Source organism: Sorangium sp. So ce367, from assembly GCF_051520455.1.
GTDB lineage: Bacteria > Myxococcota_A > Polyangia > Polyangiales > Polyangiaceae > Sorangium > Sorangium cellulosum_B.
In genome coordinates this window covers 12,153,707-12,167,285 of record NZ_CP150334.1, presented here as the reverse complement: position 1 = coordinate 12,167,285, position 13,579 = coordinate 12,153,707, and the positions used below count along the sequence as shown (strand labels likewise).

Here is a 13,579-nt window from a genome sequence, read left to right as displayed (position 1 = left end):
GCGAGTGTACTTGCCGACCGCGCCGGTTTCAGCCAAAAGGTGGGAGGGTCGCGGCCTGCGCGGCGATGTCGGTCAGGCAGAGCTCGCCCTGTGCGACGTCGCTGCCCGCGCGTTCGCCGCGCTCGAAGGCAGAGGCCGCGAAGCTGCATGAGCGGCCCTGCGATTCCAGATCGACGTCCCCGCGCAGAGGAAGCCGACCAGGATGGGATAAACGGCGCAGCGCTCGACGAGGCCGATGAGGACGTTGGCCCCCGAGCTGGCGACCGCGAGGAAGGCCACCATCGAGGCGAGCCCGAACACGCCGAGGACGACCATGGCCCTCCCGGCCTTCGGAGTGACTCCGATCTGCTGGCGCTGGCGTCCAAGAAAGATCGCGAGCACGTTGCCTCCGACGATGGACGCGAAGGCGCCCAGGCTGTGATAGTCGACCGCGCCGTCGGGCGGCTCTCCGGAGCCGGGGTTGAGCGCCAGCAAGACGCCGCCAAGCGCCACGAGAGCTCCCAGGAGGAGCGCTGCCCAGCGGCGCCAGCCTCGCAGACCCTCGAGCGCGGCGACACCAAGGAAGAACATGATCCCGAAGAGGAGGAACCCGGTGTTCATGACCCACGCGAGCGGCGAGTTCATGAACTGGCCAAGAGCCTCGAGGGGGCCACGGACTCCCAGGTTGCTGATGTAGTGATGCGTGTAGCTGTAGGGAGGGTCCGTCCATGCCGCGGCGGCGATGAGCTCGGCGAGGAAGAAGATCACCGCCCCGGCGACGAGCGCCGCGCCGGCGGGGCGACGTTGCATCATCGGGTTCGCCTCGGAGTGAGCCGCCGGGCCTCTCTCGTGTCGCCTCATGTCGAACAGCCTGCACCGTCGCGTTCGAGACCACCATGACATTGATCGCAACGGTTTCAGACCTGATAGATCTGAAACATGGAGCTACGTCACCTGCGGTACTTCATCGCCGTCGCGGAAGCGGAGCACTTCGGGAGGGCGGCCGAGCAGCTTCACGTCTCGCAGTCGCCCTTGAGCCGGCAAATCGCTCAGCTCGAAGCGGAGATCGGCGTCGAGCTCTTCGTGCCCTCGGGACGCGGGGTGAAGCTGTCCGCCGCCGGCCGGAGTTTCCTCGAAGGTGCGCGCGCGACCCTGGCTCGCGCCGCGCTCGCGGTCGAGGACGCCCGCGCGACGGCGCAAGGCCGTATCGGGACGGTCGTGGTCGGATTCGACGGCGCCCTGGCGGACACCCTCCTGCTGCCGCGGATCGTGCAGGCGTTCCGCGCGCGTCATCCGCGCGTCGAGGTGCGCCTTCGGCCGCTGCCGAGCGAGGAGCAGGTCGCCGCGCTGCGCGATGGCAAGATCTCGGTCGGATACGGCTATCATTCACCGGAAGACGACCCGCTCTTCCGCTTCCGCGTGCTGTATCGCGAGCGCGTCGGCGTCGTGATGTCGAAGAGCCATCGCCTCGCTGCACGGCGCACGCTGAGGGTCGCGGACCTGAAGCAGGAGCGCTTCCTCTGGCCTCCGCGCAAGGAGGGCCCGCGCCTCCACGACGACATCATCGCCGCCTTCCGAGCGCACGGTCAACCGCTCGAGCTGGCCCACGAGGAGGCCAGCAGCGATGTGATCCTCATGCTCGTGGCGAGCGGCGAAGGTCTCAGCTTGTTTCCCGAGAGCGCCGCGGCGACGCTCCTTGCCGGGGTGGTGTTCAAGCGGGTCCGGGACCTCGATGTTGTCATCCTTGGCCGCTCGGTGTGGCGCGCCATGGACGACAAGGACCCGCTCGTGCGGTCGCTCCTCGAGATCACGAATTCGGTGCATGGATCCTGCGCATAGGGAGCCGTGGAGCGTTCGCCCGGGTCAAGCGCCGCGGGGACGGCGCCTGGCGAGCCGTTTTCGGCCCATCCGACCTCCGCTTGCTCCGTCGCAGGGCGAGCGATCTCGAAGCGCTCACCCCCTGGCTCGATTGGGCCTACGCGGAGGCTCGCGACGATCACGGGAGCGGGCCGTAGGAGAGCAGGCCCACCTTCGGGGTCTTCATCGACAGCAGCGTGATGAGCCCGAAGTTGGTGAGGAGGGCGTGCTTTTCCGAGCCCAACGTCGCGAGCGCGACGCTCGCGGGCCCATCGAGCAAGCCGCCGCTGGCGAGCACGGCCGCTTTGCCGTCTGTCCCGACCCGGACGAGCGCGTTGCCCCCGTTGCCGGCGACAAGGATGCTCCCGTCGGCGTCCACGGTGATGCCGTCGGCGCCCTGGAGCGGCAGGCATGTCGCCGGATCCGAGGTGGAGAACTCGACCGCGACGTCCGGTGTCCCGTCGGCCTTGATCGGGATCTTGATGAGCGCCGCCTTGTCCGTATTGGCCACGTAGAAGGCGCTGCGCGAGAGCGCGAGGCCGTTGGCGCCAAACGGGATGCCGAGGACCGTCTTGCAGGGGTTCGTCGCAGCGATGTCCCCCTTGAGCAAAGGATCGGTGAGCCAGTTGGTCACCGTCTTGCCGTCGGGGCTTATCTTGAAGATCGCGCCCAGGGCCGAGTCCGTGACGAAGAGGTTGCCATCCTCGTCGAAGACGAGCCCATTGGGCAGGTTCATGGCCGCGTCGGTGGCGAAGGCCGTGGTCACCGGACCGCCCGCCGCCGGGATCTTGTAGATGCCGGGCGCGTACGACGCCGGGTCGAGCGACGCGGCGGCCACGTAGAGATCGCCGGCAGCAGACTGGGTGATGCCGGTGACGAAGCCCGTGTTCGCGGGCGGCGCCGGCACGGTGGCGAAGGCAGACACCTTGTTGTCAGCGAGCGAGACGGCGACGATCTCGCCGGTCAGGGCATAGCCCATATACGCCGTCTTGCTGTCGGCGGTGACCCAGAGCCCCTCGGGGAGCTGGAACTTCGCTGCATCGAGCTCGGCGTGAACATTGAGCTCTGGCGTCGAGACGCTGTCGCCGCTGCCGCTGCTCGTGGTGTTGTCTCCGCCGCACGCGACGAGAGATGCGCTGAGCCCCAGCGCCGTCAGGAGGATCGAGCGGGAGAGTACCATGGTCGATTTCATGAGAGCTCCTTCGGTAAGATGCATTTACTATCAGGGCGGCTGCCGCCCCTCGGTGAGACGTGAAGGACCGTGAAAGGTCGTGCCCGCGCGAACGAGCGAATGAGCGAATGAGCGAATGAGCGTCCGCCCTCGCGCCGCGAGGTCTCGCCAGCGCCCGCGACAGGCGGCAGCGCCGCGCGCGCGCCGTCGATGGCGATGGCGACGGCCTGAAGATGAAGCGGCCTTCGTCGTTGCGGTAGAGTCCTCCGCCGGTTAAACTGTTCTGCTCACAGGACAATGCTGACCACCTCCCTGGACGATCTCCTCTCGATGGCGATCTTTGCGCGCGTGGTGGAGCGCAAGTCCTTCACGGGCGCGGCGAGCGTTCTCGGGCTCTCGAAGTCGGTCGTCAGCGCGCGACTCGCGGCGCTCGAGGAGCGGCTCGGCGTACGGCTGCTCCACCGCTCGACGCGGCGCCTCGCGCTCACCGAGGAGGGCGTGCGGCTCTACGAGAGCTGCGAGCGTATCCTCACAGCCGCCGACGAGGCCGCGTCCGCGATGCATGGCGTGAGCCGGGTCCCCGAGGGGCTCTTGCGCGTGTCGGCGCCCATCTCGTTCGGCATACTGAAGATCGCTCCCTTGCTAGGCGACTTCGCGGCGCGCTTCCCGCAGGTCCGCCTCGAGCTCTCCCTCTCCGACAGCCTCGTGGATGTCATCGGCGGGGGCTTCGACGTCGTGGTGCGTTTCGCGCGGCAGCTCGATGAGGCGCGTGTCGCGCGCAGGATCGGGTCTTACCGTCGTAGGGTCTATGCCTCGCCCGGCTACCTCGCGCGCCACGGCGCGCCGCAGGTGCCCGGCGATCTCGTCCGGCACAACTGCATCCGTCTCTCGGGGCAGTCGAGCGAGTGGGTCTTCGAGTCCGGCGCGGAGACGCTCGCCGTGCCGGTCAGGGGCAATCTGGTCGTGGACAATGTCGTCGTGCTCAGGCAAGCGCTCGTAGACGGGCTCGGCCTCGCGATGCTGCCGTACTTCGCCGTAGCAGCGGATCTGGCAGCCGGTCGGCTCGAGCCTGTGCTCTTGAGCCATGTCGGGCAAGAGATATCGATCTTCGTCGTCTTCCCTCACCACCTCCACCAGCCCGCCAAGGTCCGGGCGTTCGTGGAGCTCCTCGTCGAGCGCCTGGGGAACGAGGCAGGAGCAAGCGCCGCGCCGGGGAGAAGGAAATCCAAAGCAGCTCGGACATGACAAGCCCCGATTGCCCGATCTGCCCGCAGGCTGTGGAGTGACCGCGGCAACATGATCATCTGCTGAAGCGCGCCTGCCCGTTGCGGCGGCGACCTCAGGCGCGATCCACCAGGCCGAACGGAGAGCGCCCCGCTCCGGCGGCCAGCCGTCTCCGCTGGTACGAGGCTTGCTTCGAAGATCAACATGAAAAAGCAGCAGAAGAATAAGGCGACACCTGCGACGAGCCAGCATCAGCAGGCGGACCCGGCGGCGAAGAGAGAAACGAGGGAGTCCTCCCCGGAGGACGAGCTCGCCGGAGGCGCTGCCAAGGGGGCGCTCGCCGGAGGCCTCCTCGGAGGCGCCGGCGGCGCGGCCGTGGGCGGCGCGGCCGGCCTGATCGGCGGCGTGCTGGGCGAGGACGAGAAATCCGGCTGGTGACCGGCATCAGCCGCCCGGGTCGGTCGCCTGCGGCGACGCGCCCGCCTTTTCGCCCCACCCCCTTTCGCCCCACCCCGGGCCGTCATCGATCGATGGAATGGCCGTCAATCGGAGATGGGGCACTGCTCGTAGCAGCGCCAGACCTCCGTGCTCCGGTCCGTGCCGCCGGCGAACGACGCCTTGATCTCGTCGCAGGGCGCGTCGAGCACGCACGACGCGCGACACGCCTCGTGATCGGAGCAGCCGACGAGATCGTCCTCGAGCTCGAGGCCGTCGACCCCGCAGGCCTCGGCGTGCTCGACGGCATCCGCGCATGTCCCCGTCTTGCAGCCGGCCGCGAGGAGCGCGGTCGCAAGGAAAATTGACGCGATGAGATAAGTAGTGCGCATGGTCCAGCCCTGCAGCTCGCAACGTGTGGATGGAGGGGAGCCGGCCGGCCCATGCAGCGCGGCGCCCCGGAAGCGGCCCGCCGTTGTCGCCGGCCCCTTCACCCTGGGAAGAACGTGACGGAGCCAGTCTGGGCACGGGCCCATGTCGATTTTTGAGTTCGCGTCTTGCTGGAATCCGGCGGAGATTGAACCGGGCGCCGCACGCCGGCTCAGTACGTCTCTGCGCACACGCCGTAGCCGCACGGATGGACCATGAAGGCGCCGGCGACGGCGCTTCGCGAACCCGGGAAGGTCGCGAGCGCCGCCCCTGTCTCGATGTCATAGAGGACGCCGTCGTAGCGCGAGTAGAGCGCCGTCGCCGAGACCCGCAGTATCCCGTAGTTGTCGCTCAAATCCTCGGAGCTGGTGCGGATGGGGATCCTCGGCAGCGGAGGCGCGTCGACCGGGTTGCCGAGCTCGTCGTAGATCGTGGAGGCCTGGTACGTCCAGGGGCTGCTCTGGGGGAAGCGGGTGTACGACTGGACGAGAACGCGGGTGTCGTCGATCCAGCCGATCGCGCAGCCGGGCACCACGTTGACGAGCGCGCCGTCCTCGTAGAGCTGCGTGAACCCGCAGCCTTCCGAGGGGGCGGAGTCCGTGACGACGAAGTGGTGACCGTCGGGGGAGACGAGCGGCGCCGGCCGGTGCCCGGTGTCCTGGAAGAGCGGCGCGCTGCCCGCCCAGTCGCTCACGACGCGCTCCGTCCTGTACGAGTCGACGCGGTAGGTGCGGCCGACCGTGCTGCCGTCGAAGGACATCGAGAAGTCTTGAATCACCTCCTCGCGCGAGAGCGAGGCGAGCTGCGCGCCGTCCGGCAGCGAGAAGAGACGGAGTGATTTGTCGGTGACCATCGAATCGAGGGCGGCGCGCGCCCCGAGCAGGCCGCCGTCCGCCGAGAGCAGCACCTTGTTGCTGTGGAACGGAACGACCGCCGAGGGCCCGGCGTCGAGCGCCGCCGTATCATAGACGAGCGTCTTGCCCGAACCCGTCGCGAGAGCCACGTGCCCCGAGGGAGCGCCTGCGACCGAGTGGAGCGCGCCGCAGCCGAGCAGCCCCGAGCCCTCCGGATCGGTGAGGGTGCCCTTGTACGAGATCGCGCCGTACGCGTTCGAGACCGCCAGGCGCAGGTCCTGGTCGATGTGGACGCGGGCGTTATCGACCAGCGGCGGCACGTGTTCGCTCAGGGTCACCTCGGGGCCGTCGAGATCGATGATGTCGATCCTCGACGCTTGCTTGTGGAGCAGCGCGAGCGCGCGCTCGGTCGGCGCGAACGTGTAGCGATAGTCGGCTCGGTCAGGGTACTCGGCGACGGGGACGGCTCCGCCTCCGACGCGATAGACCATGAGCGGAGAGCCCGCTCTGTTGTCCGCGAGCATCCAGAAATAGTCACGCGTCCCCGCGAGTTGCGTGGTCGACGGCAGGTTGACGATGCCCTCCTGGGTCGCCGCCTTCGAGTACACGCGCACCGTCGTGCCGACGGTGGTGAGAAATCGCTCGCCATCCTGGAACCAGGAGTGGAATGAGCCCGAGAGCTCGGGGGTGACCGTGGGAGGCGAGCCGTCAGCGGGGAGCACGGCGATGCTGTTTTGCAGGGGAACAGGAGGCTCCGGTGCGATCCGGAGCGCGTCCGGCGCCGCGTGGACGTCGCCGTGGTGGCTCACCGCTGCAGACCAGCGCTCGACCCCCGCGGTGCTCCAGAGCGTGATCGTGCTGGTGGACTGGCGGCGCGTCCAGGCGTAGCTGCCGTCGCTCGCGAGCCCCGCCTGGTCGTACTCGGTGGTCACGGAGGCCAGGACGGAGCCGTCGATGGCGCTGCGCAGCTCGAAGGCGTGCTCGGGGTCCGTCTGGATCAGCACGAGGTTGCCGCGGAGGACCACGCCGCCCGGCAGCTCGAACGGCGGGATCCCGAGGTTCGGGCTGCCGGGGTCGAAGCCGCCCGGCGCGTGTCCGTCGGCGATCGCAGCGCTGGAGTCGGTATCCCAGAGCATCCAGCGATCGTAGTCCCAGCTCAGCACGCGGCTTCCGGAGACGAAGAGCCGGCGGAGGCCTTTCTGGTGACCGAGATCGAGAAAGGCCCCCGGAGGGCCGAACGAGGTGCCTGCTGTGCCGCACGGCCCGAAGGCGGCGCTGCCCCCTTCGCCGCCGCCTCCTTCGCCGCCGGTGCCTGACGTGGAGCTCTCACCGCCCGGGCCCCCGGCGCCGCCCGAGCCCGAGGTGGAGCTCTCGCCGCCCGAGCCCCCGGCGCCTGACGCGGAGCTCTCGCCGCCCGAGCCCCCGGTGCCGCCCTCCGCGCCGGTCGTCGTTCCAGAAGCAGCTCCGCCTCCGCCGAGGTTTCCGCCCCCTGCGTCGGAGCAGCCGAGGAGAGCGACGAACGACACCGCGACAATCTGGGTGGTTCTCGTGTGCATGGCGCCTTCGATGCCGCCGATCCGCCGGCCATTCATCTCCAAGGCGGCTCCAGGGGGCGTCGCAGGGCTCGAGTCTGCACAATCGAAGTTGCTGTGCGTCCCCTCCCCTTCTACCACCCGAGTGAGCGGGACAATGCGACCTTGAGCGTGCTCTAGATACGGTCGAGCGCTCTCATCGCGTCGTCGGAAAGCTCGAGATCTGCCGCCGCGAGGTTCTCGCGCAGGTGCGAGACGCTCGACGTCCCGGGAATGAGAAGGATATTCGGCGAGCGCCGCAGCAGCCACGCGAGCGCGACCTGCATCGGCGTCGCGCCGAGCTGGCGCGCGACGTCGGACAGCGTCGAGGACTGGAGCGGCGAGAAGCCGCCGAGCGGGAAGAACGGCACGTACGCGATGCCCGCCGCGGCGAGGCTGTCGATCAGCGCGTCGTCCTGCCGGTGCGCGAGGTTGTACAGGTTCTGCACGCACACGATCTCGGTCATCGCGCGCCCCTCTTCCACCTGCTTCGCGGTCACGTTGCTGAGACCGATGTGGCGGACCTTGCCCTCGCGCTGCAGCTTCATGAGCGCGGAGAGCGGCGCCTCGATCGAGCCTTCCGCGGGGCCCTGCGCGTCGAACAGGACGCGCAGGTTCACGACGTCGAGCGCGTCGACGCCGAGATTCCGGAGGTTGTCGTGGACCGCGCTCGCGATATCCTCGGCGGCGAACGCCGGCTCCCAGGATCCCTGTGGGCCGCGCCTTGCGCCGACCTTCGTGGCGATCACCAGATCCCTCGGATACGGGTGCAGCGCCTCGCGGATGATCTGATTCGTGACGTGCGGCCCGTACACGTCGCTCGTGTCGATGTGATCAACGCCGCGCTTCACCGCCTCGCGCGGCACGGCGAGCGCGGCATCGCGGTCTCTCGGCGGTCCGAACACGCCCGGCCCCGCGAGCTGCATGGCTCCGTACCCGAAGCGCTTCACCGTGCGACTGCCCATCTTGAACGTCCCGACCTTGGCTAGATCCGTCATGGCTGTCGACGGTAGGCCACGACGGGGTGTATGATAAGGGCCCCGAATCAGCACGGCCTGTACGGAAAGGCGAACAATGGCAGTGGATCTCGACGACGTCCGGGTCTTCGCCGCGGTGGCGCGCGCCGGCGGCTTCCGCGAGGCGAGCCGCACGAGCGGCACGAGCGCGTCGAGCGCGAGCGAGGCGGTGCGCCGGCTCGAGGGCGAGCTCGGCGTCCGGCTTCTTCATCGGACGACCCGCAGCGTCGCGCCGACCGAGGCCGGCGCGCGCCTCCTCGAGCGGCTCGGTCCGGCGCTCGCCGAGATCGCAGCGGCGCTCGACGTCGTGAAGAGCTCGAGCGAAAAGCCAGCCGGCACGCTTCGGTTGAACGTCCCCGTCGTCGCCGCGCGGCTCGTGCTCCCACGGATCTTGCCGCCATTCCTCGCCGCGTATCCCGATATCCGCGTCGAGGTGACGGCGGACGACAAGCTCGTCGACATCCTCGCCGCGGGCTGCGACGCAGGCATTCGTTACGAAGAGACGCTCGAGAAAGACATGATCGCGGTCCCGATCGGCCAGCGCGAGCAGCGCCTGGCGCTCGCGGCGTCGCGCGCCTACCTCGAACGGCACGGACGCCCGACCCATCCGCGCAAGCTCCTCGACCACGCATGCCTGCGCGGCCGCTTCCCGAACGGCGCGCTGTGCCCGTGGGAATTCGAGCGCGACGGCGAGGTCGTGAAGGTCGACCCGACCGGCCCGCTCGTCGGCAGCCTCGGGAGCGCGACGGACCTCCTCGTGGACGCCGCGATCGCGGGCACCGGTCTCGTCTACTGGTTCGAGGACTGGCTGCACCCGCACCTCGAGAGCGGCGCCCTGAAGCCGGTCCTGGAGCGCTGGTGGTCGCGTTTCTCGGGCCCCTTTCTTTATTACCCGAGCCGCCGCCACATGCCCGCGGCGCTTCGCGCGTTCGTGGACTTCACCCGCGCGGGCAGCAAATGACGCGCGGGCGAGCGCCATCGTCGCTCGGATCGAAGCAAAGCTCGATGGTGTCGCCCGTCAGCTCGGCGAACCGACGTGGCGGGCGGGCGCGCGCGACGAAGGCGCGCAGGAACATCGAGCCGGATCGCGCCGCTCGAACCACGAGTGAAAGCGCGAGGAGAACGCCGAGGAACGGAGCGTATGCGAAACGCGAGAACACGGAGCGCTCCGAGGCGCTCAGCGCAACGCCCGATTCGGAGCTTGCCCGCGTCTCGTACCGCCCGTCCTGGTGAAACACGCCGGAAGGGCCGAAGCGAGCTGCGCGGACGATCGGGACCTGATTCTCGATCGCGCGCAGGCGGATCTGCGAGACCACATGCGGGATCGCCTCGGTGTCGTAGAAGTACCAATCACTCGAGAGGTTCACGAGGAAGGACGCATCGGGCGCGCGTGCCAGGCTCTCCTGGACAAACCACGGGAAGTAGATCTCGTAGCAGATGAGCGCGGTGAAGCTCTTGCCTGTGGTGGTACTGAAGGTCGGCGATCGCTCGCCTACCTGGTACTCGCGCTCGAACAGGGGCACGAGTAGCCGTTTGTCGTATTGTGCGGACACGGCTCCGTCGCGGCCGATCAGCACGGCGCTGTTGGTGCGCGGGCGCGAGGGCCCTGGTCTGCCCTCCACCAGGCCCCTTCCCTCGCATGTTCTTGTGACGCCTCACCCAATGAAGACCCGTCTCCCGGCGTAGCACTTCGTCTCAGGCAGAATTTCATTGACATCTTGTCCCGCCAGCTGTTAGAGCGCCTAACAAAAGCCCGTCGGGATATGGTTGAGGCAGATCAGGCATACGGCGAGCAGGAGGAACGCTCGGTGAATGTCGGCACGGCGCTCATACCGCACGGTCAAGCGGCGGAAGCGCCGGAGCCAAGCGATCGTCCGTTCGACGACCCAGCGGTAACGGCCGAGTTTCTCCGACGACTCGATGCCCTTTCGAGCGATGCGGGGCACGATGTGGCGCAGATGACAAGCCAACCGAAGGGCCGGGTCGTCGTAGGCCTTATCGGCATGCAGTTTCTTGGGGCGGCGCCGCGGTCGGCCGCAAGGACGCGCGATCGGCGGCACCGCGTCCACCATAGGAGTGAACATCCTCGAGTCATGGACGTTCGCCGGCGTCATCTCGACGGCGAGCGGGATACCATTCTGATCGACCAGAATGTGATATTTCGTGCCCGGCCGGCCGCGATCCGTGGGGTTCGGGCCAGTTTTTTCACCCCCCTTTTTGCCGGAACCAGCGAGGCATCCAGCGCAGCACGCTCCCAGTTGATCCTGTCGGCTTCGCCGAGCTCATCGAGCAAGACCTCGTGGAGCCGATCCCAGACGCCAGCCTGCTGCCAGTCGCGCAACCTGCGCCAGCACGTCATGCCGCTGCAGCCGAGCTCTTGCGGGAGATACTCCCAAGGGATCCCGGTCTTGAGCACGAATAAGATACCGGTCAGCGCGATCCGATCAGGCGTACGCGGCCGGCCCCCCTGCGGCTTCGGCTCCGTTTTCGGCAATAGAGGTACGATTCGTTCCCAGAGTTCGTCCGGCACCAACAGCTTGCCCACGCTGTATTCTGCCGCACCATCGGCTTCCCTCAAGCAAGCGGGGTGAACGAGCTTTTGTTAGGTGCTCTTAGTCGTGCTTACACTAGCCTCTTTTGTGCTGTGGCATTGGTTGGTGGTTCCATGCCTGGTGCCGTCCGTGCGGCCGCGCCTCGTGGACCGTGTCGACCACGTCGCTCTTGCCGGGAGTATCGATGTCCGCGTCCAGATTCGTCGAAGGTCATCCTGGGGCGGCGGTATCCGCCGTGCAACCCGATTCCTCGAATCGCCGGAAGCGCGGGCGGGCTCGCCGTGTCGCGGCCGCGGCGCTCGGCGCATGGGCCTCGATGGCGGGTCCGTGGCCCGTCGAGGAGGCCTCGGCGGCCGATCCCATCAAGGTCACGATCACGGGGGGCGGGCCGGATCGCCCGTACCCGCTGGGGCAGGACTTCCGCGTGGAGGGGAAGCCAGCAAAGGTCCCCGAGCAGGTCGACCTGGTCTTCATCAGGGCGGCGCAGAACATCCTCGGAATCGGCGACCCGTCCGGCAAGACCTGCCAGGAGGTGAAGCGGAGGATCCTCGACGAGAGAGAGAACGTGCGCGCCTTCAAGGAAGGTGCGCCGGTCGGCAGGACGACGGTCGACGCGTTGTGGGACGGGCCCGGCGGCGACATCAGCGAGCTCTCGGCGTACCGGGCGAGCTCATGGAAGCGCGAGTCCGAGAAGGACACGACGTATTCGCTGTTCGTGCCGAGCGACAGCATGTTCATGCCGGGCGCGAGTTATTGCGCCTTCCTGCTCCAGACCGACAAAGCGCCGCTCGTGACGAAGGGGATGCTCGAGGCCGTCACCACGTTCGTGGAGGGGTGGAGCGTGTGCGAGGGCCGCAAGGCGCCCAACGACTGCACCACCGTGGGCAGTACCTACACGAATGCATTCACAACCGCGCTCGATGCCTCGAACCTGGACGAGAAGGGAAAGGCCGACGTCCAGAAGCAGCTCGATGGATTGCTGAACGCGCTCCGTGAGGTGAACGAGAACTACAAACATTGGGGGGTCGCCGTCGCCAGCTGGGACCGCGAGGTTTTCAAGATGCCTCCCGATGAAAGCAAGGATGCGGAAGCGCCGAACCTCATCCCCATCGCTGACGGACCGAAGTCCCCGCTCGCCAGGATGATCGCCGATATGCTCGTGGCGCAAGGGGAGCTCGTGGCCATACCGACGGAGATCACGATTCCGGCGACCAAGGACACCCCAGCGAGAGACGAATGGCACATGCGTTATATCGTGCCGCAGGGGATGCTTCCCGTCACCCACGTCACGATCCAGGGTGATACGGAGGAAATCCAGGTCCGCACCCAGGATCGCTCCAGGGCGCCCATACCGCTGAAGACCAAGACATCCGGCCTCTTCCTGCCGGGCTCGAAGATCACCCTGCGCGACGTCCTGGAGCTCCGGGCCGGCAAGCTCAGGTTCGGCTCGAAGCCTCCGACCTATCTGACGCTCGCGGAGGGCAACAAGAAGATCCTCGGTACGGTCCTCGACTGGAACGGGCTCGATATCTCTTCCCAGAAGCTCGAGAGCAGCGTCGATCCCTTCCTCGCTTGGCTGGACGAGCTCGACCTCGCGCTCACACGCGCGTGGCAGGCGGGCCCCCCCGCAGCGCCGACGAGCCAGCCCGTCCCCTACGTGCTCACCTGGACGCCGCTCTACGCGTCCCTCGGCGCGTGGCTCAAGAGCTCTGCGCTGAACACGTGTGACAAGATGCCGATGCTCAACCAATCGCTCAACGTCGGGCATCAACCCGCACCACTGCCTCCGCCCGCGCCACCGCCTCCACCGGCAACGCCCGCCTGGCCCGGTTGCCCGGACAACGACTTCAACCCGGTCAGGGTCTTGAAGCAGACGCTCGGCAAGATACGCACCGGCGCAGTGCAGGCCCAGGCGTACAAGACCGCCCTGCAGGGACGAACGCAGCTCTCCAGCACGACGATCGCCTCCACGATCAACGTCGCCGGCAAGGTCGATCGGAATGCCTGGTTCGGGCAGCACGTCGTGACGACCGTCGGGATCGCCAATGTCGTCAACAGCGCGGAGCCGCTCTGGGTCAATTATTACGGATTCAAGCTCTACCCTTGGGCCAACCCCGTCGACGAGCCCCGGTGGGTGGGGAGCCCCGGTCCGTACCGCAACCTGTCGCTGGAGCTCGCGCTCGTGCCGAACGTGAATGCCTTCGGATCGTCCGGGCGATACCAGGGCGTCTCCAAGGGCGACATCCCGCCCCTCATGGCGGGTCTCGCGCTCCAGCCCGTGCCATACGTCACGATCTCCGGCGGGCTCATCTTCATGGAGATCCGGCGGACCGTGATCCCCCAGGAGACGGCGAGCACCTTCGTCAGCCCCTATCTCGCGTTCGCGGCCGACATCAACCTGCTCGACCTCGCGGCGACCGCCCTCAGCCAGGGGCGCACGACCACCATCAGCGCGCTCGCGAAGCCGTGAGGGAGATTGCCATGTGGAACG

General features: G+C 67.9%; 11 protein-coding genes and 1 pseudogene. 5 read left to right on the top strand and 7 right to left on the bottom strand.

What is annotated here, in order from left to right:
• Positions 1–72 precede the first annotated feature (72 nt).
• Positions 73–792, bottom strand: a complete 720-nt coding sequence (locus tag WME97_RS46095) for a DUF998 domain-containing protein (protein ID WP_437547453.1) — start codon at positions 790–792, stop codon at positions 73–75.
• Between the two features lie 126 nt (positions 793–918).
• Here WME97_RS46095 and WME97_RS46090 point away from each other — a divergent pair, with 126 nt between their 5' ends.
• Positions 919–1,818 carry a LysR family transcriptional regulator gene (locus WME97_RS46090; protein ID WP_437547452.1) on the top strand — a complete coding sequence of 300 codons (900 nt, stop codon included), beginning with the start codon at positions 919–921 and terminating at the stop codon, positions 1,816–1,818.
• Positions 1,819–1,975: 157 nt separating this feature from the next.
• On the opposite strand, the gene WME97_RS46085 is transcribed toward WME97_RS46090, so the two are convergent.
• Positions 1,976–3,028 (bottom strand): SMP-30/gluconolactonase/LRE family protein, encoded by a 1,053-nt coding sequence (locus WME97_RS46085; RefSeq protein ID WP_437547451.1) that lies wholly within the window; start codon positions 3,026–3,028, stop codon positions 1,976–1,978.
• A 276-nt stretch (positions 3,029–3,304) separates the two neighbouring features.
• On the opposite strand from WME97_RS46085, the gene WME97_RS46080 reads away from it, so the two are divergent.
• Together WME97_RS46080 and WME97_RS46075 are read left to right on the top strand one after the other, a co-directional pair.
• Positions 3,305–4,252, top strand: a complete 948-nt coding sequence (locus WME97_RS46080) for a LysR substrate-binding domain-containing protein (RefSeq protein WP_437547450.1) — start codon at positions 3,305–3,307, stop codon at positions 4,250–4,252.
• A gap of 183 nt (positions 4,253–4,435) precedes the next feature.
• Positions 4,436–4,669, top strand: coding sequence for a hypothetical protein (locus WME97_RS46075; RefSeq protein ID WP_437547449.1), 234 nt, complete (start codon positions 4,436–4,438; stop codon positions 4,667–4,669).
• Positions 4,670–4,773: 104 nt separating this feature from the next.
• Here WME97_RS46075 and WME97_RS46070 read toward each other — a convergent pair whose 3' ends face one another.
• The 3 genes from WME97_RS46070 to WME97_RS46060 form a co-directional block, all read right to left on the bottom strand.
• Positions 4,774–5,058 (bottom strand): hypothetical protein, encoded by a 285-nt coding sequence (locus tag WME97_RS46070; RefSeq protein ID WP_437547448.1) that lies wholly within the window; start codon positions 5,056–5,058, stop codon positions 4,774–4,776.
• Between the two features lie 209 nt (positions 5,059–5,267).
• On the bottom strand, positions 5,268–7,505 hold the full coding sequence (locus tag WME97_RS46065) for a hypothetical protein (protein ID WP_437547447.1): 2,238 nt from the start codon (positions 7,503–7,505) through the stop codon (positions 5,268–5,270).
• Positions 7,506–7,657: 152 nt separating this feature from the next.
• Positions 7,658–8,518, bottom strand: a complete 861-nt coding sequence (locus WME97_RS46060) for an aldo/keto reductase family oxidoreductase (protein WP_437547446.1) — start codon at positions 8,516–8,518, stop codon at positions 7,658–7,660.
• A 76-nt stretch (positions 8,519–8,594) separates the two neighbouring features.
• Here WME97_RS46060 and WME97_RS46055 point away from each other — a divergent pair, with 76 nt between their 5' ends.
• The gene (locus tag WME97_RS46055; protein ID WP_437547445.1) at positions 8,595–9,497 is read left to right on the top strand and encodes a LysR family transcriptional regulator; all 903 of its coding nucleotides are present in this window, start codon (positions 8,595–8,597) and stop codon (positions 9,495–9,497) included.
• On the opposite strand, the gene WME97_RS46050 is transcribed toward WME97_RS46055, so the two are convergent.
• Positions 9,475–10,158 (bottom strand): nitrilase-related carbon-nitrogen hydrolase, encoded by a 684-nt coding sequence (locus tag WME97_RS46050; protein ID WP_437547444.1) that lies wholly within the window; start codon positions 10,156–10,158, stop codon positions 9,475–9,477. The genes WME97_RS46055 and WME97_RS46050 overlap by 23 nt on opposite strands.
• Positions 10,159–10,278: 120 nt before the next feature.
• Positions 10,279–11,066, bottom strand: a pseudogene (locus WME97_RS46045) (IS5 family transposase).
• A gap of 338 nt (positions 11,067–11,404) precedes the next feature.
• Between WME97_RS46045 and WME97_RS46040 the strand changes: the two are divergent.
• Positions 11,405–13,558: a hypothetical protein gene (locus WME97_RS46040; protein ID WP_437547443.1), complete on the top strand. Its 2,154-nt coding sequence runs from the start codon at positions 11,405–11,407 to the stop codon at positions 13,556–13,558.
• Positions 13,559–13,579 lie beyond the last annotated feature (21 nt).